This is a genomic window from Rhizobium sp. NZLR8 (assembly GCF_019685025.1).
Taxonomy (GTDB): Bacteria; Pseudomonadota; Alphaproteobacteria; order Rhizobiales; family Rhizobiaceae; genus Rhizobium.
In genome coordinates this window covers 112,768-137,519 of sequence record NZ_JABDVY010000017.1, presented here as the reverse complement: position 1 = coordinate 137,519, position 24,752 = coordinate 112,768, and the positions used below count along the sequence as shown (strand labels likewise).

The 24,752-nt window shown below is 62.5% G+C and carries 22 protein-coding genes; 16 read left to right on the top strand and 6 right to left on the bottom strand.

Going from position 1 to position 24,752, the window contains the following annotated elements; translation table 11 throughout:
• Positions 1-163: 163 nt before the first annotated feature.
• Positions 164-1,063: a GntR family transcriptional regulator gene (locus HJB89_RS28355; RefSeq protein ID WP_221150834.1), complete on the bottom strand. Its 900-nt coding sequence runs from the start codon at positions 1,061-1,063 to the stop codon at positions 164-166.
• A 25-nt stretch (positions 1,064-1,088) separates the two neighbouring features.
• Positions 1,089-1,304, bottom strand: a complete 216-nt coding sequence (locus HJB89_RS28350; protein WP_221142305.1) for a hypothetical protein — start codon at positions 1,302-1,304, stop codon at positions 1,089-1,091.
• Positions 1,305-1,360: 56 nt separating this feature from the next.
• Here HJB89_RS28350 and HJB89_RS28345 point away from each other — a divergent pair, with 56 nt between their 5' ends.
• From HJB89_RS28345 to HJB89_RS28315, 7 genes are all read left to right on the top strand, one after another.
• Positions 1,361-2,863 (top strand): UxaA family hydrolase, encoded by a 1,503-nt coding sequence (locus HJB89_RS28345; protein ID WP_221117763.1) that lies wholly within the window; start codon positions 1,361-1,363, stop codon positions 2,861-2,863.
• A 90-nt stretch (positions 2,864-2,953) separates the two neighbouring features.
• Complete coding sequence (locus HJB89_RS28340; RefSeq protein ID WP_221117764.1) at positions 2,954-3,973, top strand: aldo/keto reductase; 1,020 nt, start codon at positions 2,954-2,956, stop codon at positions 3,971-3,973.
• Between the two features lie 9 nt (positions 3,974-3,982).
• Complete coding sequence (locus tag HJB89_RS28335) at positions 3,983-4,429, top strand: RbsD/FucU family protein (RefSeq protein ID WP_207582763.1); 447 nt, start codon at positions 3,983-3,985, stop codon at positions 4,427-4,429.
• A gap of 208 nt (positions 4,430-4,637) precedes the next feature.
• A complete protein-coding gene (locus HJB89_RS28330; RefSeq protein WP_207582762.1) occupies positions 4,638-5,627 on the top strand; it encodes an ABC transporter substrate-binding protein in 990 nt (329 codons plus the stop codon).
• Between the two features lie 128 nt (positions 5,628-5,755).
• The gene (locus tag HJB89_RS28325; RefSeq protein WP_207582761.1) at positions 5,756-7,309 is read left to right on the top strand and encodes a sugar ABC transporter ATP-binding protein; all 1,554 of its coding nucleotides are present in this window, start codon (positions 5,756-5,758) and stop codon (positions 7,307-7,309) included.
• 121 nt (positions 7,310-7,430) lie between these two features.
• Positions 7,431-8,405, top strand: coding sequence for an ABC transporter permease (locus HJB89_RS28320; protein ID WP_207582760.1), 975 nt, complete (start codon positions 7,431-7,433; stop codon positions 8,403-8,405).
• A 63-nt stretch (positions 8,406-8,468) separates the two neighbouring features.
• The gene (locus HJB89_RS28315) at positions 8,469-9,488 is read left to right on the top strand and encodes a zinc-binding alcohol dehydrogenase family protein (RefSeq protein ID WP_207582759.1); all 1,020 of its coding nucleotides are present in this window, start codon (positions 8,469-8,471) and stop codon (positions 9,486-9,488) included.
• Positions 9,489-9,784: 296 nt separating this feature from the next.
• Here the strand turns inward: HJB89_RS28315 and HJB89_RS28310 are convergent, their stop codons facing one another.
• Positions 9,785-10,510, bottom strand: a complete 726-nt coding sequence (locus tag HJB89_RS28310) for a copper homeostasis protein CutC (RefSeq protein ID WP_221133237.1) — start codon at positions 10,508-10,510, stop codon at positions 9,785-9,787.
• Positions 10,507-11,757: a LysR family transcriptional regulator gene (locus tag HJB89_RS28305; RefSeq protein ID WP_221133236.1), complete on the bottom strand. Its 1,251-nt coding sequence runs from the start codon at positions 11,755-11,757 to the stop codon at positions 10,507-10,509. The genes HJB89_RS28310 and HJB89_RS28305 overlap by 4 nt, the downstream gene beginning before the upstream one ends.
• Positions 11,758-11,807: 50 nt before the next feature.
• Between HJB89_RS28305 and HJB89_RS28300 the strand changes: the two genes are divergently transcribed.
• From HJB89_RS28300 to HJB89_RS28270, 7 genes are all read left to right on the top strand, one after another.
• Entirely contained in the window at positions 11,808-11,993 is a 186-nt protein-coding gene (locus HJB89_RS28300) for an acetyltransferase (RefSeq protein WP_246762712.1), read from the top strand.
• A gap of 207 nt (positions 11,994-12,200) precedes the next feature.
• Positions 12,201-13,109 (top strand): ABC transporter substrate-binding protein, encoded by a 909-nt coding sequence (locus HJB89_RS28295; protein ID WP_007633609.1) that lies wholly within the window; start codon positions 12,201-12,203, stop codon positions 13,107-13,109.
• A gap of 87 nt (positions 13,110-13,196) precedes the next feature.
• Positions 13,197-14,363 (top strand): ABC transporter permease, encoded by a 1,167-nt coding sequence (locus HJB89_RS28290; RefSeq protein ID WP_221150833.1) that lies wholly within the window; start codon positions 13,197-13,199, stop codon positions 14,361-14,363.
• Positions 14,360-15,304 (top strand): ABC transporter ATP-binding protein, encoded by a 945-nt coding sequence (locus HJB89_RS28285; protein ID WP_207582754.1) that lies wholly within the window; start codon positions 14,360-14,362, stop codon positions 15,302-15,304. Before HJB89_RS28290 ends, HJB89_RS28285 begins: the two co-directional genes overlap by 4 nt.
• The gene (locus tag HJB89_RS28280) at positions 15,301-16,050 is read left to right on the top strand and encodes an ABC transporter permease (RefSeq protein WP_207582753.1); all 750 of its coding nucleotides are present in this window, start codon (positions 15,301-15,303) and stop codon (positions 16,048-16,050) included. Before HJB89_RS28285 ends, HJB89_RS28280 begins: the two co-directional genes overlap by 4 nt.
• Before the next feature lie 146 nt (positions 16,051-16,196).
• Positions 16,197-16,592: a VOC family protein gene (locus HJB89_RS28275; protein ID WP_207582752.1), complete on the top strand. Its 396-nt coding sequence runs from the start codon at positions 16,197-16,199 to the stop codon at positions 16,590-16,592.
• An 87-nt stretch (positions 16,593-16,679) separates the two neighbouring features.
• Positions 16,680-19,133 (top strand): glycoside hydrolase family 2 protein, encoded by a 2,454-nt coding sequence (locus HJB89_RS28270; RefSeq protein ID WP_221150832.1) that lies wholly within the window; start codon positions 16,680-16,682, stop codon positions 19,131-19,133.
• A 195-nt stretch (positions 19,134-19,328) separates the two neighbouring features.
• Here the strand turns inward: HJB89_RS28270 and HJB89_RS28265 are convergent, their stop codons facing one another.
• A complete protein-coding gene (locus HJB89_RS28265; protein ID WP_207582750.1) occupies positions 19,329-19,721 on the bottom strand; it encodes a PRC-barrel domain-containing protein in 393 nt (130 codons plus the stop codon).
• 231 nt (positions 19,722-19,952) lie between these two features.
• Here HJB89_RS28265 and HJB89_RS28260 point away from each other — a divergent pair, with 231 nt between their 5' ends.
• Together HJB89_RS28260 and pgi are read left to right on the top strand one after the other, a co-directional pair.
• Entirely contained in the window at positions 19,953-21,653 is a 1,701-nt protein-coding gene (locus HJB89_RS28260) for a long-chain fatty acid--CoA ligase (RefSeq protein WP_207582749.1), read from the top strand.
• Between the two features lie 137 nt (positions 21,654-21,790).
• Positions 21,791-23,416 carry a glucose-6-phosphate isomerase gene (gene pgi / locus HJB89_RS28255; RefSeq protein WP_221133231.1) on the top strand — a complete coding sequence of 542 codons (1,626 nt, stop codon included), beginning with the start codon at positions 21,791-21,793 and terminating at the stop codon, positions 23,414-23,416.
• A 163-nt stretch (positions 23,417-23,579) separates the two neighbouring features.
• Here the strand turns inward: pgi and HJB89_RS28250 are convergent, their stop codons facing one another.
• Positions 23,580-24,728: an alpha-hydroxy acid oxidase gene (locus tag HJB89_RS28250; protein ID WP_221133230.1), complete on the bottom strand. Its 1,149-nt coding sequence runs from the start codon at positions 24,726-24,728 to the stop codon at positions 23,580-23,582.
• Between the last annotated feature and the right edge of the window lie 24 nt (positions 24,729-24,752).

Genomic DNA, 24,752 nt, shown 5'->3' with positions numbered 1-24,752 from the left:
GGCTCATCCACGGTTGTAACCAGAGGGGGAACGGGCGACTTCGTCACGCCTCTGGCCGGGTGGCCACCCGGCCAGAGGCTCAATCGCTTCCATCGCACAAAATCTCTAACGTGCAGATACAAGGGGGCTGCACGGCACGACCTTTGTCGATTTTCGCTTACCCTCAGCCGCTCTCCGTCGCGAGCTGCGGCAGGGATTGCAGCAGGGTCTGGCGGGCGGAGCGCAGGTGGATGCGGCAGGCGGTTTCGATCGCCGCCTGGTCGCCGGATTCGAGGGCTGCGATATAATCCAGATGTTCGTGGATGGCGCGCTCGTTGCGCTCGCGGGCAGCGGTCTTGTTCCATTGGTAGTGATAATGGAAGACGATGGCGATGGCGTCGTAGAAATCGGCGATGAAGCGGTTCTTCGAGGCGCGGTGGATCAACAGGTGGAAGCGCTCGTCGAGAACGGAGAAATCCCTGTAGCGCTGGTTGATGTCGGCAAGCATGGCGTGATGGTCGTCGCGGATGGCGGCGAGATCGGCCCAGGACTGGCTATCCCTGGCAAGCCGGCCGAATTCGGCGGCGGAATGCAGCTCGAACATCTCGCGCACATCGGCAAGTTCGAGGGCGAATTCGCGGGTAAAACCCTTGAGCGTCCAGTGGCTGTTCGGCCGTTTCTCGATCAGGCCGAAGCGGGAGAAGCGGATCAGGAATTCGCGCACGCTTGTTGTGCCGGTGCCGATCTCGCGGGCAAGCTCCAGCTCGTTGATCTGCATGCCGGGGGCTGCATCATCGGCGAGGATGCGCTGCATGAAGCTGCGCTCGATGATATCATGCAGGGAGTCGGTTTCCTCAGAGGGAAAGAGATCGCGGTCTGTGGGTTGGCGCAGCACGGTCTTCTGGCGCTTGTTCCAGCGGATGATGCCTTCTTCGCTGAGACGGGTGAGGATGGCGCGCGCCGTCGAGCGGCTGACGCCGAGCTGGGCGGCGATCTCGGGTTCCGAGGGCAGTGCCGTATCCGTGCGCAGGGCCACGGCATACCTGTTGTAGGCTTCCTTGAAGACCGTATTCTGCCGTGCCACCAGACCCCCGCTTTCCGCCTTCGTGTCAGCTGCCGCCCTCGCTTGAAAGCAGGACGGCGCCCGACCGGGGCTTGTTCAAACGACCTTTTAGCTTATTTCCGGTCGCCTGCGGCTCATTGCCTCCCTCGTCCACAGGATCAATATTCCCGTTGACTTGAAAATGTTTATTGTAGATAAAAAACAAAATCAATGCGCATTCGCCGATGCAGCGAGCGTTTCCTAAATTCGATAGTTGGAGCATGATGTCGTCCGAAAACCACTCACGCTTTTCGGCATCACGCTCTGGGGAGAAGAGACTTGGACAAACTGCCTTGGATCATCCTGTCGGCCGGTGACAATGTCGCGGTCGCAACGGCGGCCATCGCGCCGGGTTCGACGGTTGCCGGCATTGAAACCCGTGAAAAAATCGATCCCGGCCACAAGGTGGCGATCGCCGATATTCCGCTCGGCGCCGCCGTGGTGAAATATGGACAGGCGATCGGCCGCACGACGGCCGACGTCAAGGCCGGCGACCATGTGCACAGCCACAACCTGCATTTTGAAAACGACCGGCTGGCGGCGACCGCCAATTCGGCACCGGAGATGGCGACGAGCGAGGACAGGGCGCGCACCTTCATGGGCTATCGCCGCGCCGATGGGCGGGCGGCGACCCGGAACTATATCGGCATCATCGCCAGCGTGAACTGTTCCACCACGGTCTGTCGGGCGATCGCCGACGAGGCCAATCGGACGATTCTGCCGCATTACGAAGGCATCGACGGTTTCGTGCCGATCGTGCACGACCAGGGCTGCGGCATGAGCTCGACCGGCGACGGCATGAACGTGCTGCACCGCACGCTTGCCGGCTATACCAGGCATGTCAATTTCGGCGGCGTGCTGATGATCGGCCTCGGCTGCGAAGTCAACCAGCTGACGCTCTACGGCCAGAGCGGCGCCGGCGCCTCGAAGCGGCATTTCAACATTCAGGATGCCGGCGGCTCACGCCGCGCGGTCGAGCGCGCCATGGGCATGCTGCGTGAAATCGCCGCCGATGTCGGCAAGGAAACGCGTGTGCCGATGTCGATCGGCGAGATCATCATCGGCCTGCAATGCGGCGGCTCGGATGGCTTTTCCGGCATCACCGCCAATCCGGCGCTGGGTGTCGCGGCCGATCTGCTGGCGGCGGCCGGCGGCACGGCGATCCTGTCCGAGACCTCGGAAATCTATGGCGCCGAACACCTGCTGCGCAGCCGCGCCGTCAGCGACGATGTGGCCAACAAGCTCGACGAGAAAATCGCCTGGTGGGAGGATTACGTCGCTCTGCACGGCGCCTCGCTCGACAACAACCCCTCGCCCGGCAACAAGCGCGGCGGCCTCACCACCATCCTGGAAAAATCGCTCGGCGCGGTTGCCAAGGGTGGGCGCTCGCCGCTGACGGCAGTCTACGGTTATGCCGAGCGAGTCACCGCCCCCGGCCTCGTCTTCATGGACACACCCGGCTACGACCCGGTTTCGGCGACCGGCCAGGTGGCGGGCGGGGCGAATATGATCGCCTTTACCACGGGCCGCGGCAGCTGCTTCGGCTGCCGGCCGGCGCCATCGCTGAAGCTTTCCAGCAATTCGGCGCTCTACGCCTCGATGGAAGAGGACATGGACATCGATTGCGGCACGATCGCCACCGGCGACGCGACGATCAGCGGCAAGGGCCGCGAGATCTTCGAGCTCATCGTCGACACGGCCTCCGGCAAGAAGACCAAGAGCGAACTCTTCGGCTACGGCGACAATGAATTCGTGCCGTGGCATCTGGGGGCGACGCTCTAATCCTTTGTTTTATGCAAATTCCGGACGGAAAACCGCTTCGCACTTTTCCTGGAATTGCTCTGAAATCCCAAGACTTGGCGAGGAGGCATGATGAAGACGAGACGGATCGGCAAGACCAAGCTCGAGGTGACCGAAATCAGTTTCGGCGCGGCAGCGCTCGGCGGTCTTTACCGCGTCTGCCCGCGCGAGGTAGCCATGGAAACGCTGCAGGCGGCCTGGGACAGCGGCATCCGCTATTTCGACGTGGCGCCCTGGTATGGGCTCGGCCTTGCCGAACGCCGGGTCGGCGATTTCCTGCGCGACCAGCCGGACGGCAGTTACGTGCTGTCCACCAAGGTCGGCCGGCTGCTTCGGCCGGTGCCGACCGGAACCGTGCCCGATTACAGCTATGTCGATCCGCTCTCTTTCGATGCCGATTACGACTATTCCTATGACGGCATCATGCGCTCGGTCGAGTTCAGCTATGCCCGCCTCGGCCTCAACCGCATCGATATTCTCTATGTGCACGATATCGGCGTCTATACACATGGCGCGGCGAAGAACGCCGTCTACCAGAAGCAGCTTCTCGATTCCGGCATCAAGGCGCTGGAAGAACTGCGCTCCTCAGGCGCGATCTCGGCCTTCGGCCTCGGTGTCAACGAAGTGCCCGTCTGCCTCGACGTCATGCGCAACGCCGATCTCGACTGCATCCTGATGGCCGGCCGCTACACGCTGCTCGACCGTTCGGCGGTCGCCGAACTCTTGCCGCTCTGCCGGCAGAAGGGCACGTCGCTGGTCGTCGGCGGCGTCTTCAATTCCGGCATTCTCGCCACCGGTCCGGTGCCGGGCGCGCATTTCGACTATATGCCGGCAGATGACGACGTGCTTGCCAAGGTCGGCGCCATGGAAGCGATCGCCAAGCGCCACGGCGTGCCGCTGGCAGCGCCCGCCCTGCAGTTTCCGCTGCTCGAACCGATCGTCGCATCGGTGCTGATGGGTACCGCCAAGCCGTCGAGCCTGATCCGCAACATGGAAATCGTCGAACCGCGGCTTGCCGATGAGATCTATGCCGAATTCGAACCCTATACGCTGGTCGCGCCGCCGCTCGGCGCCGAAGCTGTCCGCGTCTGAGGAGACACTATGCTCAAGGGTATTCATCCGCTGCTCGGCCCCGACCTGCTTCACGCGCTGAAGACCATGGGACATGGCGACGACATCGTCATATCGGACGCCAATTTCCCCTCGGGCTCGATGGGCCCGCCTGTCATTCGCGCCGACGGCGTCAGCGCCACTGATATGGCCGAAGCGATCCTCGCCCACATGCCGCTCGACACCTTCGTGCCGGAAGCGGCGTGGCGGATGGAGGTGGTCGGCGACCCGCACGCCGTGCCGGAGGTCTGCGCCGAGTTCCAGCAGATCGTTGCCAGGCGCGCCGGCGATTTTCCGATCGTACCGGTGGAGCGTTTCGCCTTCTACGCGATGGCCCGCAAGGCCACCTATATCGTCGCGACGACGGAATTCCGGCTGTACGGAAACCTGATTTTGAAAAAGGGCGTCGTGCATCCGCATGAGGTCGATCTGGACTGATACCTATTTTAGGTTATCGTGGTATTGGAATAAAATCAGTTGCTTGGGGGGAATTTACCAAAGCAAAAAAGCCAGTTTGACGCTCTTGCAATTTGATTGCGCCTCGGCTAGCTTCTCCCTGCAAATGTTTTTTATCGATAAAAATCGTCCGCCTGCGTTCAGCGGCCGATTTATTCGGAGGAGAACGCATCTTGAGAGGAGAACCCTTATGACTATCGTGAAATCCCTTCTGTCCCGTCGCGCCTTTACGGCGCTTGCCGGCGCTGCCGTTATCGCCACGGCGATGCCGGTTACGTCCTTTGCCGCCGACGTGACGATCCCGATCATCGTCAAGGACACGACGTCCTTCTACTGGCAGATCGTTCTGGCCGGCGCCCGCAAGGCAGGCCAGGATCTCGGCGTCAAGGTGCCGGAACTCGGTGCCCAGGCTGAGTCCGACGTCAACGGCCAGATCAGCATTCTTGAGAACGCCGTTGCCGGCAAGCCGGCCGCCGTCGTCATTTCGCCGACCGAATTCAAGGCGCTTGGCAAGCCGATCGATGAAGCCGCCAAGTCGGTTCCGATCATCGGCATCGACTCGGGTGCCGACTCCAAGGCGTTCAAGTCGTTCCTGACGACCGACAACGTTCAGGGCGGCCGTATCGCCGCCGATGGCCTGGCAGCCGCCATCAAGGGCATGACCGGCAAGGAAGAGGGTGAAATCGTCATTCTTACCAACCTTCCCGGCGTCGGCTCGCTCGAGCAGCGCCGCGAAGGCTTCCTGGATCAGGTGAAGACCAAGCATCCGGGCCTGAAGGTCATTGCCGACAAGTACGGCGACGGCCAGGCAACGACCGGCCTCAACATGATGACCGACCTGATCACGGCTAACCCGAAGCTCGTCGGCGTCTTCGCCTCGAACCTGATCCTGGCGCAGGGCGTCGGTCAGGCGATCGCCGAAAACAAGCTCGGCGACAAGATCAAGGTCATCGGCTTCGACAGCGACGACAAGACCGTCGGCTTCCTCAAGGACGGCGCCATTGCCGGCCTCGTCGTTCAGGACCCCTACCGCATGGGTTATGACGGCGTGAAGACCGCGCTTGCCGTCTCCAAGGGCGAGAAGGTCGAAGCCAATGTCGACACCGGCGCCAACCTCGTCACCAAGGCGAATATGGCCGATCCGAAGATCGACGCGCTGCTGAACCCGAAGATCAAGTAAGCAAGACAGACAGGCCGCGCCGGCTTCAAAAACCGGCGCGGCTTTTTCCATCCATGTTATGGTTACCAGGGGCCATGCTATGGTTACCAGGGGATGGAGAGCAGACGTGACACAAGGAGGAGAGGTCCATGATCGGACTGGAAGAGGTCAGTCATCGCCACGATGACAGCGCCACGCTGAAAGAAGCCAATCGAATTCCCGCCGGATCGCCTATCCTCGAACTCAAGGGCCTGCAGAAGAATTACGGTCATGTGCAGGCGCTGAAGCCGGCGACGCTGACCTTTCTTGCCGGTGAAATCCACGCCATCGTCGGCGAAAACGGCGCCGGCAAATCCACCCTGATCAAATTGCTGACCGGCGTCATTACCCGTACGGCCGGCGAAGTGCTGTGGTGCGGCCAGCCTGTGGGCCTGTCGACGCCAAACGAGGCAATCGCCCGCGGCATCAACGCCGTGCACCAGGAAGTCGTGCTCTGCCGGCACCTGACGGTCGCCGCCAACCTTTTCCTCGGTGACGAAGTCAACCGCTACGGCCTGATGCGCAAGAAGCAGATGCAGAAGTTGGCGCAGGCCGTGCTCGACGATCTCGGCTTCGGCCTGCCGGCCGGCGCGCTGCTCAGCTCGCTGACGATCGGCCAGCAGCAGCTGGTCGCGACGGCGCGCGCCGCCATGCGCGGCACGCAGTTTCTGATCTTCGACGAACCCACAGCCTATCTGACGCGCCAGGAATCGGCGCAGCTGTTCAAGCTGATCCGCCGCCTGCAGGGCGAAGGCGTCACCATCGTCTATATCAGCCATCGCATGGAGGAAGTCTTCGAGCTTGCCGACCGTGTCTCGGTGCTGCGCGACGGCACGCATGTCGGCACGCGGCTGATCGGAGAGACCAACGATGCCGAACTGATCGCGCTGATGATCAACCGCTCGATCGAGCAGATCTACCACAAGGAAGAGATCGCCATCGGCGAGACGATCCTTGCCGTCAACGGCCTTTCCGGCCCGGGCTTCGAAGACGTGTCGCTCAGCGTCAAGGCCGGGCAGATCGTCGGGCTCTACGGCCTGATCGGCGCCGGGCGCAGCGAATTCGCGCTCGGCCTTTATGGCCGCCAGCCGACAACGGCAGGCGATATCCAGTGGATGGGCAAACGGGTCGACATCCGCAACGAACGCACGGCGATGGAACTCGGCATTGCGCTGGCGCCGGAAAGCCGGCGCGACCAGGGGCTTTGCCTCAACCTGCCGATCGGCCTCAATATCAACCTGCCGGTGTTCGGGCGCCTCAGCCACGGGCCTGTCATCAACCACACGCGCGAATCGGCCAATGCCGACAAGCAGATCCGCGATCTCAGCATCAAGACGCCAAGCCGGCGTGTTCCGGCCTCCAGCATGTCGGGTGGCAACCAGCAGAAGATCGTCATCGGCAAGTGGCTGAGCCACGGCGCCCGGCTGTTCATCTTCGACGAGCCGACCGTCGGCGTCGACGTCGGCACCAAGGCGGAAATCTACCGGCTCTTCGCCAAGCTTCTGAAGGAGGGCGCGGGCATCATCCTGATCTCCTCCTACCTGCCCGAGGTCTACGAACTGGCCGACCGGCTGCATGTCTTCCGCGGCGGCAAAATCGTCGCGAGCCATGATTACCACGCGGCGACGCATGAAGAAGTGCTCAGCGAAGCGATCGGCGTCTGAGCACAAGCAGTTCCAGCAAAACTGCGTTGCGGTTTTGCGTCCGGAAATTGCGTCAGAACAAAGAGATAGGGCATTTCCGTGGTTTGAAGAAAACGGAAATGCTCTAAGAGGGAGAAAATTCATGACTGCCACCCCCACCGAAATCGTCGCGCCGCCGCCGCGCCGGAAAATGAACATCCTGTTCGGCCTGACGCTGATCGGGCTCTTGATCTTCCTCTGGATCGTGCTCGGCGTTGTTACCCCGAGCTTCTGGACGCCGCTCAACATTTCGAACCTGCTGCGTCAGGGGGCGATGACGGCGATCCTGGCACTCGGCCAGACCTTCGTCATCATCACCGCCGGCATCGATCTTTCGGTCGGCGCCATCGTCGGTTTCTGTACCGTCATCATTGCCTGGCTGCTGCAGGCGGGCGTGCCGGTCTGGGGTGCGATCGTGCTGACGCTGCTCATCGGCATGGCGATCGGGGCCTTCCATGGCTTCGGCATCGTCCATATGGGCCTGCCGCCGTTCATTATCACGCTGGCAACGCTGACGTCGCTGCGCGGCATCGGCCTGTTGATCACCAACGGCTCGACGATCAACATCACCAATGAGAATTTCAGCAATTTCGCCCGCGCCGACCTGTTCAGCATACCGAGCCTGTTCTGGATGGTCATCCTGGTGGCGGTGCCCTCCTTCATCTTCCTGCATCTGAGCCGCTGGGGCCGCTATCTCTTCGCGGTCGGCTCGAATGCGGAAGCTGCCCGCCTCTCCGGCGTCAACGTCAAGGGCATGATCTACCTCGCCTATATCCTCTCGGCTTCGTTTGCCGCCTTCGTCGGCGTGCTGCTTGCCTCGCGCATCGCGATCGGCAATGCGACGCAGGCCGATGGCTGGGAATTGCAGGCGATCGCCTCCTCCGTCATCGGCGGCACCAGCCTGTTCGGCGCGGTCGGCTCGGTACACGGCCCGCTGATCGGCGCCTTCATCCTCGCCACCATCAACAACGGCGCCAACCTTCTGAACGTCAACTCCTTCTGGCAGCGCATCATCACCGGTCTCCTGATCATCGTGATCGTCTTCTTCGACCAACTGCGCCGCCGCCGGAGCAATTGAGCGGCCAAGAGAAGCCGGTCGAACAGGCCGGCTTCGTCAACTCCCAAGAATGCGAGACCCGTCATGAAAGCAGTTGTTTGCCGGGAGCCCGGCGTGCTCGAGATCGTCGAGCGTCCTTTGCCTGCGGCACCGGCGCCTGGCTGGGTGCGCCTGGCGGTCAGCCATGTCGGCATCTGCGGCACCGACTATCATATCTTCGAGGGCAAACATCCTTTCCTCGAATATCCCCGCGTGATGGGGCATGAGGTCTCGGCGACGGTGCTGGAAGCAGGCGAAGGCGTTGACATGGCTGTGGGAACACCCGTCATCGTCAATCCCTATCTGTCCTGCGGCCAATGTGTCGCCTGCCGCCAGGGCAAGCCGAATTGCTGCACCAATATCAAGGTGCTCGGCGTCCATACGGACGGAGCTTTCTGCGAGGAGATCTCGGTTCCGGCGGGCAACCTCTATGCCGCCAAGGGACTGAGCCTCGAGGCGGCCGCAACCGTCGAGTTTCTGGCGATCGGCGCCCATGCGGTGCGCCGCTCGATGACCGGCGCCGGCGCGCGAGCGCTCGTCATCGGCGCCGGGCCGATCGGGCTCGGGGCAGCGATCTTCTCACGCATTGCCGGCCATGAAGTGACGTTGCTCGACACCAGCGCTGAGCGGCTGCAGATGGCCTCGGAGCGCTTCGGCTTCACCTCCGGCATCGTCGCCAACGAGGCGACAATGGATGCCGTGCGCGAAACAACCAATGGCGACGGTTTCGACGTGGTCTTCGACGCCACCGGTTACGGCCCTTCGATGGAAAAAGCCTTCTCCTTCGTCGCCCATGGCGGCGCATTGGTGCTGGTCAGCGTCGTCAAAGACGATATCCGCTTTTCCGACCCGGAATTCCACAAACGCGAAATGATGGTGATCGGCAGCCGCAACGCCACCCGCGCCGATTTCGAGCATGTGGCCGATTCGATCGCCAAAGGCCTCGTGCCCGTCGACAAACTCATCACCCACCGCACAACGCTCGCCGACACGCCCCGCGACCTCGCCCGCTGGGCGCATGAGAAGAACGGGCTGATCAAGGCGGTGATCAAGGTTGGTAGTTAGAGTACGACGCGTAACATGCACGCGGAGTGCTGGGCGTGGATGCTCGGGTCAAGCCCGAGCATGACGGAGGGTGGGAGACAGCGACCAGCAAGAGGCGGGCGGTTTGCGTAGGAACTACGCAGCACAAATGGGGGCAATTCCAACAAACTCACCACGCATTTGCGATACTTGCCGCATAGGCTCCCCCACTCTCCGTCTTCCTCGGGCTTGACCCGAGGATCCATGGCCGCGGGCACCGTCCTCGCGTCAGAGTATCCAGCAAAGCGCGAAGCGGACTTCCGTCGGCATCGATTGCGCTAAGCCTCTGCCGTAATCGCCCTGCACATCTCTCTGACCACCGCACTATCTGTCCGGTTCGCACTCTTCGCCTCGAAACCGAAGGCGACCGCACGGGGGTCGGCGCTTGCGACCGGCGAGCTGCAGGAACCGTGGACCTCGCGGGCGCCGGTTGCCTGCACTATCTGGCCGACATTGGCGGGGCGGATGCCACTGCCGGGCATGATGGATATGCGGCCGGATGCCGTGGTCGAAAGGCGTTTCAGGGTTTCGATTCCGTCGGCCGCCTTCAGCGCGCAGCCGGAGGTCAGGATGCGTTCGCAGCCGAGCTCGACGGCCTGTTCCAGCGCATAGTCGGCGTCCGGCACCAGATCGAAAGCCCGATGCAGCGTCGAACCGAGGCCTGAGGCATGCGCCTTTAGGCGGTGGATCAGCGGCATGTCGAGCGTGCCGTCCGGCCGATTGGCGCCGATGACGACGCCGGCAAGACCTGCGGCGCGCACGGCATCGATATCGAGCATCATCGCTTCCTCATCTCTCCTGTCGAAGATGAACGGACCGGCATGCGGGCGGATCATCGCATAGACAGGAATGGGCGCCCTGGCGGCGATCTGCATCAGGCTCGGCAGCGGCGTCAGGCCGCCGAGCTCCAGCGCCGAACAAAGCTCGATGCGGCCGGCGCCACCCTCGATGGCGGCGGCGAGGCCGTCAGCGCTATCCACACACACTTCCAGCAGGACGGTCACGCTACGCTCTCCCTGGCTTTGTCGCGCACCATGGCCTGCGCGACAGTTTCAGACGTAATTCGCGCCGCCGCCTCGATGATGACGGCGCAGGCATCGGCGGCGGCTTTGCGATGGTTGAAGGCGACGTGATAGGACATCGGCAGATGCTCGTCGAGATCGACGATGCGCACCTTGTCGGCGATCGGCATGGCGCTGATCCGGCCGAGGAAGGAGACGTAGCCGTGATTGGCGACGAGGTCGACGATCACAGGCAGCGAATCCGCGGCGGTGATATCCCGGCTGCGCAAGCGCCGGTTCGGCGCGCGCTCGTCGCTGAAGGCCATGGCTGCGTGGCCGAGACCGGTGCGCGGGCTCGGCATGCAGATCGCATGGGCGGCGACGAGATCGGCGACGGTGGTTTCGGTGCTTTGCGGCGGCGCGATCACCACCATGTCGGTCTGCAGCAATTCCCGATGGCGGAAGCTTTCAAGGCCGAAGACCGAATCCAGGATCGCCACATCGATGCGGCCGCTCTTCAGCGCCTCGCGCAGATCGTCGGCGGTCATCGAGACCAGCGAGATCGCATTGTTGTTGCGGCGCGCATTCCATTCGGAGACCAGCGAGCCCAGGCAGCGCGCCACCCAGCTTTCCGATCCGGTGGGAATGATCGAGCCGATGCGCAGCGACCGGGCGGCGCGCCGATACCGCTCGTCGGCCGATGATTTCAGATCGTTCCAGGCCTGGCTGATCGTCGTGAAGATCTGATAGGCGCGCCTGCCCTCCTCCGTCAGCACCGAACCCTGCGCCTGCCGCTCGAACAGGCGGTGACCTAAAAATTTCTCAAGATTGGCAAGCTGAAGCGAAAGCTGCGGCTGCCCCAGGCGAAGGCGGCGGGCGGCGCGATTGATGCTGCCCTGGTCGGCCACTTCCAGAAAACGCTCGATGGTGACGACCTTGATGGGAACACGTGATGCCCAGGCATCGGTGACCTCAATGGCGTCGGTGGTCGTAGCGTCATGGCCGGTGAATTGGCCAAGCTCGCCGATCGCAGCGGTGAGCGGCGCCAGGCCTTCCAGCACCCTGCCGCTGGCGATGAGCATTACCAGCTCGCCGGAGGCGCGTTCCGTCAGCTTCATCGCCAGCTCGGTTTCGAGATGATGGATGGCCGCAGACACGGTCGAGGGCGACAGCTGGAAGCGCCGCCCCGTCTCGCGCACCGAACCGGAGGTCAAGACATGGTGAGCGGTGAACAGGGCACCAAGATGCAAACGAGCCACCTCCGGAAAGCGCTGGAAAAACCGGACGATATGATGTGTTCATGAAAAAAGATATCCCTGCTTTCGCAGAGGCGGGCTATCGTTTCCGCATAGAAAAATCCGGGCGGCGGAAATCCGCAACAGAGCACCGGAACATCGCGGAAACACGCAAGGGGACAAAAACAAATCGCGCCGACCCTGGAAAAGGGAATGCGTTTCCGCGCGCGGCGGGACATTCGCCGCCATAATCGTGGCGCGGCCGCAAATACTAAAGGGGGCTTGCATCGATTTTTCAGGCGTGCACGCTATTTCCATCACGCACGCAATTCCGGCATGATGCGATCTCGTCGCGTTGGCCGGCGGACTTCCTGTGCGCAGACCCCCCGCCCGGGGCTTGTGCATCTGCATAATGCAGCAATTCAAAGTGCTAATGGTGTCAACCAAGGGGATATTCCATGCTGAAGAAACTCGCACTCGCCGTCACGCTCTCCGCCTTCGCGGCGGGTGCGGCTCATGCTGCAGATGTCGTCGTCTCGTCGAAGATCGACACCGAAGGCACGCTGCTCGGCAACGTCATTGCGCTCGCGCTCGAAGCCAACGGCATCAAGACACAGGACCGCATCGCGCTTGGCGCCACACCCGTCGTGCGCAAGGCGATCACCGCAGGCGAAATCGACATCTATCCTGAATATACCGGCAATGCCGGCTTCTTCTTCAACAAGGCCGATGACGCCGCCTGGAAAAATATCGACCAGGGTTATGAGCTGGCAAAGAAGCTCGATTACGACGCCAACAAGATCGTCTGGTTGACGCCGTCGCCGGCCAACAACACCTGGGCGCTCGCCGTGCGCAGCGATGTTGCCCAACCGAACAAGCTGAAGAGCCTTACGGACTTCGGCAAATGGGTGGCCGGCGGCGGTGCCGCCAAGCTTGCCGCCTCAGCCGAATTCGTCAATTCGGCCGGCGCGCTTCCCGCCTTCCAGACGACCTACGGCTTCCAGCTGAAGCCTGACCAGATGGTTGTTCTGTCCGGCGGCGACACGGCGGCGACGATCAAGGCGGCCGCCGACCAGACGAACGGCGTCAACACCGCCATGGTCTACGGCACGGATGGCGCGATCGAAGCGGCCGAACTCACCGTTCTCGAAGACGACAAGAACGTGCAGCAGGTCTATGCGCCCACCCCGATCATCCGCGAGGAGGTTCTGAAAGCCAACCCGAAGATCGAGGAAGTGCTCTCGCCGATCTTCAAGAGCCTGACCGCCGACGAGTTGCGCAAGCTCAATGCCAAGATCCAGGTCGACGGCGAGCCGGCAAAGTCCGTCGCTGAAGCCTATCTCAAGGAAAAAGGCTTCCTGAAGTAATCATCACTCGCTCCGCCCGATTGCGGGCGGAGCCTCTCTTTGCTGCTAGGTTTGGCCGGACGGGATTGCTCAGACAGGGTTGATTTGATGGAAGAAACCTCAGCGGTCCGCAGGCTGGACCGGCTCGGCGTGGTTCTGGTGGCCGGTGGCATCGCGGCGACGGCACTGATGCCCTTCATCTACGTCAAGGCGAACCGCATCGCCGCCGGCAAGCCGATGCTGCTGACGCAGCTTCTTCCCCAGCCCTCCGTCGTCATCCTCACCATCCTGCTCGTTCTCACCGCTGTCGCCACGCTGTTGCTGCGCAACGCCCTTGCCCGGCTTGCCATCGCCACACTCTGCCTTGCGGCGCTGATCGTTGCGATCGGCCTCACCTCGGCGGCAGCGACGCCGCCCGGCAGCACGGTGGCGCGGATGACGCCCGGTGGCGGTTTCTGGGCGCTGTTTGCGGTGATCGGGCTCGTCATCTCCGATGCGCTGGTGAAGATCCGGCTGGCGCCGTGGATGCGGGTCGCAGCCCTTGCGGCCTATGCGGCGCTGCTTTTCATCTCGCTTTCCTCCGGCCTGCTCGACAGCCTGTCGATCATGAAGGAATTCTCGACGCGGGCGCCGCAATTCGAGACGGAAGCGATCTCGCATCTGCTACTGGCCTTCGGCTCGCTGGCCATCGCCATCATTCTCGGCCTGCCGCTCGGCATCCTGTGCTTCTGGGTGCCGAAGCTGCGGGCTATCGTGCTGCAGGGGCTCAGCCTCATCCAGACGATCCCGAGCCTCGCACTGTTCGGCCTGCTGATGCTGCCGCTCGGCTATCTCGCCACCCATGTGCCGCTGGCCGCCGCGATCGGCATTCGCGGCATCGGCACGGCGCCGGCGTTGATCGCGCTGGTGCTCTATTCGCTGCTGCCGATCGTCGCCAACACCGTCGTCGGCCTCGAGGGCGTCGATCCCTCGGTGCGGGATGCTGCGGCCGGCATGGGGCTGACGCGACGGCAGATCCTCACCGGCATCGACATGCCGCTTGCCTTTCCCGTCATCCTCACCGGCATCCGCATCGTGCTGGTGCAGGCAATCGGCATGGTGACGATCGCGGCGCTGATCGGCGGCGGCGGCTTCGGCATCTTCATCTTCCAGGGGCTCGGCCAGACGGCCATGGACCTCGTCCTGCTCGGCGCCGTGCCGACCGTGTTCTTCGCCTTCTCATCGGCCGTCATCCTCGATGCGGTCATCGACAGCATCCGGGGATCCGCCGCATGAGCATGATCGAGATCAGGAACGTCACCAAACGCTATGGCGCGGCCACCGTCGTCGACAATGTCTCGATGCGCGTCGAGAAGGGTGAGATCACCGTCATCGTCGGCACCTCGGGCTCCGGCAAATCGACACTGATGCGGATGATCAACCGGCTGGTGCCGATCACCGCAGGCGAGATTTTCGTCGGCGGGCAGAATGTCATTGACGTCGAGGTGACCGAGCTTCGCCGCAGGATCGGCTATGCCATCCAGGGACACGGCCTGTTTCCACACCGCACCGTGGCGCAGAATATCGCCACGGTGCCGCAGCTTCTCGATTGGGATTCGACCCGGATCGCGGCCCGCGTCGAGGAACTGCTCGGGCTTTTCAACCTCGATCCGGCGAGTTTCGCCGACAAATATCCGCACCAGCTCTCCGGCGGGCAGCAGCAGCGCGTCGGCGTCGCCCGGGCGCTGGCGGCTGAGCCGGAACTGCTGCTGATGGACGAACCGTTCGGGGCGCTCGATCCGGTCATCCGCGGCAAGGCGCAGGACGATCTCCTGGCGATCCAGAAGCAGTTCGGCACCACGGTTATTCTCGTCACCCACGACATGGACGAGGCCTTCCATCTCGGCAATCAGATCGCGGTGATGAGCGAGGGCAGATTGCTGCAATGCTCGACGCCGGAAAAGATCCTCACCGAACCCGCCGATCCCTTCGTTCAGCAATTGACCGGCACCTCCGACCGGGCGCTGAAGCTGATGTCGCTGCTGCCGCTGAAGGAGAGCATGGAACCGGCCAAGAGCGGCCTCGCCTATGCCTTGCCGCAGTCGCTCAGCCTGCGCGACGCGCTGGCCGAAATGATCTGGCAGGGCGTCGACGAGGCGACGGTGCAGGACGGCGAGAAAGCGCCGGTGGGATCGATCTCGATGACGCGGCTTCTCGAACTGGGCCGCAAGGCATGAAACTCATCGTCGCCAATCTCTTCCGCCTGGCGGCGCTGGTATTGCTGCTCATCCTGCTGTTCAGGACGGAATGGCTTTCCTTCCTACTCGTGCCGCTGACCAACAACAATGCGCCCGCCGTCTATACGCAGAACAGCCTCGCCTCGCTGGCCGCCGGCCATCTGCAACTGGTCATCGGATCGATCGCCTGCAGCGCGGTGCTCGCCGTTGTCGGCGGCATCTTCGTCACCCGCGAAAGCGGCGCCGACTTTCTGCCGTTGTCGCGCGCCATCGCCAATGCCGGGCAGACCTTTCCGCCGGTTGCGGTGCTGGCACTCGCGGTTCCCGCCACCGGCTTCGGCGCCATGCCGACGCTGATCGCACTGTTTCTCTACGGCCTGCTGCCGATTTTCGAAAATACCGTCGCCGGCCTGAAGCAGGTGTCGCCGCAGGTTCTCGATGCCGCCGACGGCATGGGCATGAACGGCACCCAGCGGCTGCTCCGCGTCGAGCTGCCCCTCGCCCTGCCGCTGATCCTCGAAGGGCTGAAGGTCGCGACCGTGATCAATATCGGCACGGCGACGATCGGCTCGACGGTTGCGGCAAAGGGCCTCGGCGAGGTGATCATCGCCGGGCTGATTTCCGACAATACCGCCTTCATCCTGCAGGGCGGGCTGATCGTCGGCCTGATGGCGGTGCTGATCTATGACGCCATGGGCATGGTCGAAGGGGCGATCACGCGAAGAATCGGCTTGCGCACGGCGTAAGAGGACGAGTACCAAGACTGCCGTGACTACTGCATAATTCCTTAAATCGATTCCGATTTAAGGAATTATGCAGTAATTCAAAGTGCTACAGCGTCCTTTGCTCGTCTAAAGAGACGCGCGGCGCTGTAGTGCAGTGGGAGGCAGACTTGGCGAAGATGATCCACTCGATGATCCGTATTCTCGACGAGGCGCGCTCGGTCGAGTTCTACGGCAAGGCATTCGGCCTTTCGGTCGCCGACCGCGTCGATTTCGACACCTTCACGTTGATCTATCTGAGCAATGCCGAGACCGGCTTCGAGCTGGAATTGACGGTCAACAAGGGCCGGACCGCGCCCTACGATCTGGGCAATGGCTATGGCCATCTCGCCATCTCCGTCGAAGAGGTGGCGGTCGAGCGCGAACGGCTGTCGAAACTGAGGCTGAAGCCGGGCGAACTGGTAGAGCTCAACCGTGACGGCAAGCTCTTCGGCCTGTTCTTCTTCATCAGCGATCCGGACGGCTATAAGATCGAGGTGCTGCAGCGCCACGGCCGGTTTCTCTGACAGATCTGACGCCGGCCCCGATCGCGGCGGCACCCTTCCCAAAACACCTCATCCGACAGTTTCGAGCGGCATAATCAGGAGCCATCCATGATCGAGAAGACCACGCTGAATTCCGGCTGGACGCTCTCCTGCAACGATACAGCAAGACCCGGCCTGCCTGATGCCATCGCCGCAACGGTGCCGGGCTGTGTGCATCTCGACCTTCTCGCCAGCCGGCTGATCGCCGATCCCTATATCGACGTCAACGAGATCACCAATGACTGGGTCGGCAAAGCCGACTGGAGCTATCGCTGCCGCTTCGAGGCAACGCCCGACGATGGCAGGGTGCAGGAGCTGGTCTTCGACGGGCTCGATACGATCGCGACGATCGCGCTCAACGGCGAAGAGATCGGCCGCACATTCAATATGAACCGCACCTTTCGTTTCGATGTTTCGAGATTGCTGAAGGTTGGCCAGAACGACCTCAGCGTTACCTTTCGTTCCGCCTATGCCTATGGCGCGGAGATGGAGAAACATTACGGCTACCGTCCCAACAATTATCCGGGACCGGGCAATCTGATGCGCAAGATGGCCTGCAATTTCGGCTGGGACTGGGGGCCGACGCTGGTGACGGCGGGCCTCTGGAAACCCGTGCGGCTGGAAAGCTGGGATCGGGCGCGGCTTGCCGAGGCACGGGTGTCGGCCACGCTTGCCGGCGGCGACGGACTGGTCAAGATCCATGCCAGGATCGCGCGGCATGGCGATAAGGCGGGCTGCAAGCTTGTCGCCGCAATCGGCGGCATGACTAAGACGGTTACGATCGACCCTGGGGAAGACGAGGTCGTCTTCGAGCTTGTCCTTCCCTCGCCAAAACTCTGGTGGCCGCATCATCTCGGCGCGCAGCCGCTCTATCCCCTGACGCTCGAGCTCGTCGACGATGCCAGCAGCGACCTGCTCGACAGCCATCAACGTGAACTTGGTTTCCGCTCTTTGCGGCTCGACACCTCGGCCGACGCGCACGGCTCGGCCTTCACCTTCGTCATCAACGACGTGCCGCTGTTCATCGCGGGCGCGAACTGGATTCCCGACGATTGTTTTCCCTCCCGGGTGACGGCCGAGCGGTATGCTGCTGGAATCGACGAGGCGAAGGCCGCCAATATCCATATGCTGCGCGTCTGGGGCGGGGGCATTTTCGAGCGCGATGAATTCTACGAAGCCTGTGATCGCATGGGCATGCTGGTCTGGCAGGATTTCCTCTTTGCCTGCGCCGCCTATCCGGAGGAGGAGCCGCTGAGAAGCGAGGTCGAGGCTGAAGTGCGCGACAATGTCGTGCGGTTGATGCCGCATGCCTCACTGATTCTCTGGAACGGCAATAACGAGAACATCTGGGGCTTCGACGAATGGGGCTGGCGGCCGATCATCAAGGCGGGCGAAAGCTGGGGGCTCGGCTACTATCTCGACCTGCTGCCTAGGCTTTGCGCTGAACTCGATCCCGACCGACCCTATTATCCCGGCAGCCCCTATTCCGGCTCGATGGAGATCGAACCCAATGCCGACGGCCATGGCTGCAAACATATCTGGGACGTCTGGAACGATGTCGGCTACGAAGTCTACCGCAATTACATCCCGCGCTTCTGCTCCGAATTCGGCTGGCAGGCGCCGGCTGCCTGGGCGACGATCGAAGAGAGCGTGCATGACGCACCGCTGACGCCCCAATCGAACGGCGTTTTTCACCATCAGAAGGCCACCCAAGGCAATGACAAGCTGATCCGCGGCCTCGCCGGCCATCTGCCGGAGCCGAAGACCATGGACGACTGGCACTTCGCCACCCAGCTCAACCAGGCCCGTGCCATCCGCTTCGGCGTCGAGCACATGCGTTCTCACCGGGATATCTGCAAGGGCGCGGTGGTCTGGCAGTTCAACGACTGCTGGCCGGTGACCTCATGGGCCGCACTGGATTCGGCCGGCCGCCGCAAGCCGCTCTGGTATGCGCTGAAGGCCGCCTATGATCCACGCCTGCTGACCATCCAGCCGCGCGGCGACGGACTGGCGGCAGTCTCGGTCAATGAACGCACATTGTTCTGGCGGGCGAAGATCAGTGGCAAACGCCTGAGGCTCGACGGCACGGTGCTTGCCGAATTCGAATTCTGGCGGCTGCTCTGCGACCGCTTCGAGGCTAAGGAATTTACTCTGCCCGAAGATATCGTCAGGCCAGACTTACCGAAGGACGAGGTCATCGTCGTCGAGATGCTCGACAAGCGGGCTTTTCACTATTTCGTCGAGGATATCGCGCTTGCCCTGCCGGCGCCGCGGCTGAGCGTCGGTGTCAGCGCGATCGATGGCGGCTTTGCGGTTGCGGTAACGGCTGAGAGTTTCCTGAAGGATCTCTGCCTGATGGCGGATCGGCTGGACCCGGATGCCGTCGTCGATTCGATGCTGGTAACGCTGCTGCCGGGCGAGAGCCATGTGTTTGCGGTGAAGACGGCGAAGGTGATCGTCGCTGAAGACATTACGATCGGGATAGTGTTGCGGTCGGCCAATGATCTTGTTGCGGGGGAGTAAAACGCAGCCCCTCATCCGCCTGCCGGCACCGACCGGGGTCGAGCCACGGGTCTCGACCCGTCCTTCGGACCCACGCTTGCGGGGCGAAGGGGATATGCCGCAGCCTCTCCGTCCCTCGTCAACGTCCACCGACAACAGCACGCCAAAAAGGCCCCGCATCCGCGGAGCCCTTCCAATTCGGCCTATCGAACGAGATTACATCCAGTAGGGCGGCACGCCGTAGTAGTCATAGACCCGGCGGCCATTGTCGTTGTACCAGCTGTCGTCATCGTCCGAATAGCTCGGTGCGCCTTCGATCTGTTCCTTGGTCAGGTCGATGCGATAGCCATCCAGCTTGGTGTCGTAGTTGAGCTTTTCCCAGGGTAGCGGATAGTGATCGTGACCGATGCCGAGGAAGCCGCCGAAGCTCAGCACGGCATAGGCGACGCGGCCGTCGAGCTTGCCGATGATCAGACGTTCGATCGAGCCGATATGCCTGCCATCGGCGCCGTAGACACGGGTGCCCTCGACGCGGTCGCTGGCGATTAGCGAATGCGTGCTCTTCGCGTTCGGATCACCGCGGTTGGCGTCAGTTTCCTGATTGAGCATTGTGCATCTCCTTTGGTTCCTCACGGGGGTACCTAGACAACGTGGCGCTAGACTCAAAGTTCCGCTGCTCGAACGGGCCATTATTGACGTTTACGTCAAGGTTAGTATAGCTTCAATTCGGCTTGAACCATTCGAGCAATGGCATAAGCTGCCGGACTGGAAGATGGAGGATCTTTCCGGTCGATCTGCCGACCGATCGTCGGCGCGGCGGCAGCAGGGGAGAGAGACACGATGAACAGCATTTCCGTCCATCCGAACGGCGCCAGGCCTGAGAAACCCTGGCTTGCCGCCTATCCCGATATGGTTCCGGCCGAACTCCCGCCGCTGGAATATGCCTCGCTGGCGGAACTGCTGGAAAAATCCTGTGCCCGCTACGCCGACCGGACCGCTTTTGCCAGCATGGGCAAGGCAATGAGTTATCGCGCGTTGGAGAGCCAGACGCGCAAGGTCGCCGCCTGGCTGCAGAGCACCGGCCTTGAGAAGGGCGACCGCGTCGCCGTGATGATGCCGAACGTCTTACAGAACCCGGTCGCGACCTATGCCATCCTGCGGGCCGGCCTCGTCGTCGTCAACGTCAACCCGCTCTATACGCCGCGCGAGCTCGAACACCAGTTGCGCGATTCCGGCGCCAAGGCGATCTTCGTGCTGGAGAATTTTGCCCGCACGGTCGAGCAGGTCTTGAACAAGACCGACCTCCGCCATGTCGTTGTCACCTCGCTCGGTGACATGCTGGGGATCAAGGGGCTGATCGTCAATTTCACCGTGCGCAAGGTGAAGAAGCTCGTGCCCTCCTGGTCGATCCCTGAGCACAAGAGCTTCGGCCAGGTGCTGCGGGAAGGCGCGAGGAAAAGCCTTGAGCCGGTCACGCTTGCGGGCAGCGATATCGCCTTTTTGCAATATACCGGCGGCACGACCGGCGTTGCCAAGGGCGCGGTGCTGACGCATGCAAACCTGCTTGCCAACAAGCTGCAGCTGTCGCTTTGGCTCCGCTCGGCCTTCGAGCGCAAGAAGCAGCCCGAGGTGCTGAATTTCCTCTGCGCTTTGCCGCTCTACCACATCTTCGCGCTGACGGTGAATTCGCTGATGGGCATGTCGCTCGGCGCCCGCAACATCCTGATCGCCAATCCGCGCGACATTCCCGGCCTCGTCAAGGAATTCGGCAAGTCCGACGTGCATATCTTCCCCGGCCTCAACACGCTGTTCAACGCGCTGATGAACAATGCCGATTTCGCCAAGCTCGACTTCTCGCCGCTGATCATGTCGCTTGGCGGCGGCATGGCCGTGCAGCGCCCGGTCGCCGAACGCTGGCTTAAGATAACCGGCACGGCGGTAACGGAGGGCTACGGCCTTTCCGAGACCTCGCCGGTTGCCACCGCCAACCGTTTCGATTCGGCCGAGTTCACCGGCACGATCGGCCTGCCGATGCCCTCCACCGACCTCGATATCCGCGACGAGGACGGCCATTCGCTGCCGCTCGGCGACGTCGGCGAGATCTGCATCCGCGGGCCGCAGGTGATGGCCGGCTATTGGCAAAAGCCCGAGGAAACGGCGCGGGTGATGACGGAGGACGGCTATTTCCGCTCGGGCGACATGGGTTTCATGAACGACCGCGGTTTTACCAAGATCGTCGACCGCAAGAAGGATATGATCCTGGTCTCCGGCTTCAACGTCTATCCGAACGAGATCGAGGAAGTCGCCGCCATGCACGCCGGCATCCTCGAGGCGGCGGCGATCGGCGTGCCGGACGGGCATTCGGGCGAGGCGGTCAAACTCTTCGTCGTTCGGAAGGACCCGAAGCTGACGGAAGCCGAGGTGAAAGCCCATTGCATCGCCAATCTCACCAACTACAAACGCCCGCGCTTCATCGAATTCCGCACCGAGCTGCCGAAGTCGCCTGTTGGTAAGATCCTGCGCAAGGACCTGCGCGGCTAATTTAACAACCTCATGAAATTGACGGCCATCCGTTCGCCGCGGATGGCTTTTTTGTATCTGGAGCGGTGGCTGAACTTGATTTGCGCCCGATAAAGCGAATAGTTTCCGCAACCTTTCCGCCTCCAGAGGAGCCTCCCATGAACGCCATCGTCGAACAGCTGAAAAGCACCGCTGATGCCACCAAGGCAACCGATATCCGTGCCGCCTTCGCCTCCGATTCCGAGCGCTTTTCGCGCTTTTCGGTTTCGCTTGACGACCTGTTGATGGATTTTTCCAAGACGGCGGTGAACGACGACATCCTCAAGCTGCTGGTCAAGCTTGCCGAAGAGGGCGGCGTCGAAAAGAAGCGCGAGGAGATGTTCTCCGGCAAGGCGATCAATTTCACCGAGGATCGCGCCGTTCTGCACACCGCGCTGCGCAACCGTTCCAACACGCCGGTTCTGGTCGACGGCAAGGACGTCATGCCCGACGTCAATTCCGTGCTTTCTGCCATGGGCAAGTTTGCCGACGACATCCGCTCGGGCACGCTGAAGGGCGCCACCGGCAAGACGATCACCGATGTCATTAATATCGGCATCGGCGGCTCGGATCTCGGCCCGGTGATGGCGACGCTGGCGCTTGCCCCCTTCCATGACGGCCCGCGGGCGCATTTCGTCTCCAACATCGACGGCGCCCATATCGCCGATATCCTCAAGCTGGTGCAGCCTGAGACGACGCTGTTCATCGTCGCCTCGAAGACCTTCACCACCGTGGAGACGATGACCAATGCGCAGACGGCGCGCAATTTCATCGCCAAGGCGCTTGGCGAAGCGGCTGTGCAGCACCACTTCGCCGCCGTCTCGACGGCGCTCGACAAGGTTTCCGCCTTCGGCATCGACAGCGCCCGCGTCTTCGGCTTCTGGGACTGGGTCGGCGGCCGCTATTCGATCTGGTCGGCGATCGGCCTGCCGCTGATGATCGCCGTCGGCCCTGATAATTTCGGCAAGTTTCTCGATGGCGCCCATGCCATCGACAATCACTTCCGTAAGGCGCCAATTACCGAGAACCTGCCGATGCTGCTCGGCCTGATCGGCTTCTACCATCGCAACGTGCTTGGATATTCGACCCGTGCCATCCTGCCCTACGACCAGCGGCTGTCGCGTTTCCCCGCCTATCTGCAGCAGCTCGACATGGAGTCGAACGGCAAGGGCGTCACCATCGACGGCACGCCGGTCGAGGGCAATTCCGGCCCGGTCGTCTGGGGCGAGCCCGGCACCAACGGCCAGCACGCCTTCTACCAGCTGATCCACCAAGGCACGAGCATCATCCCGGCCGAGTTCATGATCGCCGCCAACGCCTTCGAGCCGGAACTGCGCCATCAGCACCAGCTGCTGATCTCCAACGTTCTCGCCCAGTCGGAAGCGCTGATGAAGGGCCGCACCTTCGCGGAAGCCAAGAAGCAGCTGACCGACAAGGGCACGGACGACAAAAAGGCCGATTTCATTGCCCCGCACCGCGTCTTCCAGGGTAACCGCCCGTCGATCACCTTCGTCTACGACAAGCTCACGCCTTACGCGCTCGGCCGCCTGATCGCGCTTTACGAACACCGGGTCTTCGTCGAAGGCGTGCTCTTCCGCATCAACTCCTTCGACCAGTGGGGCGTCGAACTCGGCAAAGAACTGGCAACGGGCCTGCTGCCGGTTGTCGAGGGCAAAGAGAGTGCCGCATCGCACGACTCTTCGACCCAGGGCCTGGTTGCGGCGCTGGCAAAGCTTGCGAAGTAGGCGTTCTGGATTGTCCCAAGCACCGTTTAAAGCGGATTGAGAGTTGGCGGCCTGACCCCTTCGCCCCGTTTACGGGGGTCCGAAGGACCGGTCGAGACCCCCGGCTCGACCCCGGTTGGTGGCGGCAGCCGGATCAGGGGCGGAGCCCGCCCCTCATCCGCCCTCAGGAGCGGAAGCGCAGGTTCCGCCGGCTCAGCTGGCTGACCGTGGTGCAGCCCATCAGCTTCATGTCGCGCTCGATCTCGGTGCGCATCGTCTGCAGCGCCCGATCGACGCCGGGTTGTCCGGCGGCGGCAAGCGGGAAGAGATAGTAGCGGCCGAGGCCGACGGCCTTTGCCCCGAGCGACAAGGCCTTGAGAACATGCGTTCCCCGCTGCACGCCGCCATCCATCATGACGTCGATGCGATCGCCGACGGCGTCGACGATCTCGGCCAGCTGGTCGAAAGCGCTGCGCGAGCCGTCGAGCTGGCGTCCGCCATGGTTTGACAGCACGATGCCGGTACAGCCAATCTCGACCGCACGCTTGGCGTCTTCGACCGACATGATGCCCTTCAGGCAGAACTGCCCGCCCCAGGCGCGCACCATCGCCGCCACGTCGTCCCAGGACATCGAGGGGTCGAGCATTTCGGTGAAGTATCGGCTGATCGACAGCGACCCGCCGTCCATCTTGACGTGGTTTTCGAGCTGCGGCAGCCGGAAGCGCTCATGCGTCAGCCAGTCGATCGCCCAGGAAGGCTTGATGGCGAACTGGGCCATGCCGGCGAGATTGAGCTTGAAGGGAATGGCAAATCCGGTGCGCTTGTCGCGCTCGCGGTTGCCGCCGGTGATGCTGTCGACCGTCAGCATCATTGCCTGCACGCCGGCATTTTTCGCCCGCGCCATCATCTCGTGGTTGAGGCCGCGGTCCTTGTGGAAATAGAACTGATAGATCTGCGGCCCGTCGCTGATCTGCCGGGCTTCCTCCAGGCTGATCGTGCCGAGCGAAGAGACGCCGAACATCGTACCATGTTTTGCCGCCGCTGCCGCCACCGCCCGCTCCCCCTGGTGGTGGAAAAGCCGCTGCAGCGCCGTCGGCGAGCAATAGACCGGCATGGCGAGCTTCTGGCCCATGACCGTCACCGACATGTCGACCTCGGCCACACCCCTCAGAACGTCGGGCACCAGATCGCAATTCTCGAAGGCCGCGGTATTGCGCCGATAGGTCACCTCGTCATCGGCAGCGCCATCGATATAGTCGAAGATCGGTCCGGGAAGACGACGTTTGGCCATGCGCCGGAAATCGTGAAAATTATAGCAGTCTGTAAGGCGCATCTTTTGCTCGACCCGTTTGCTTTT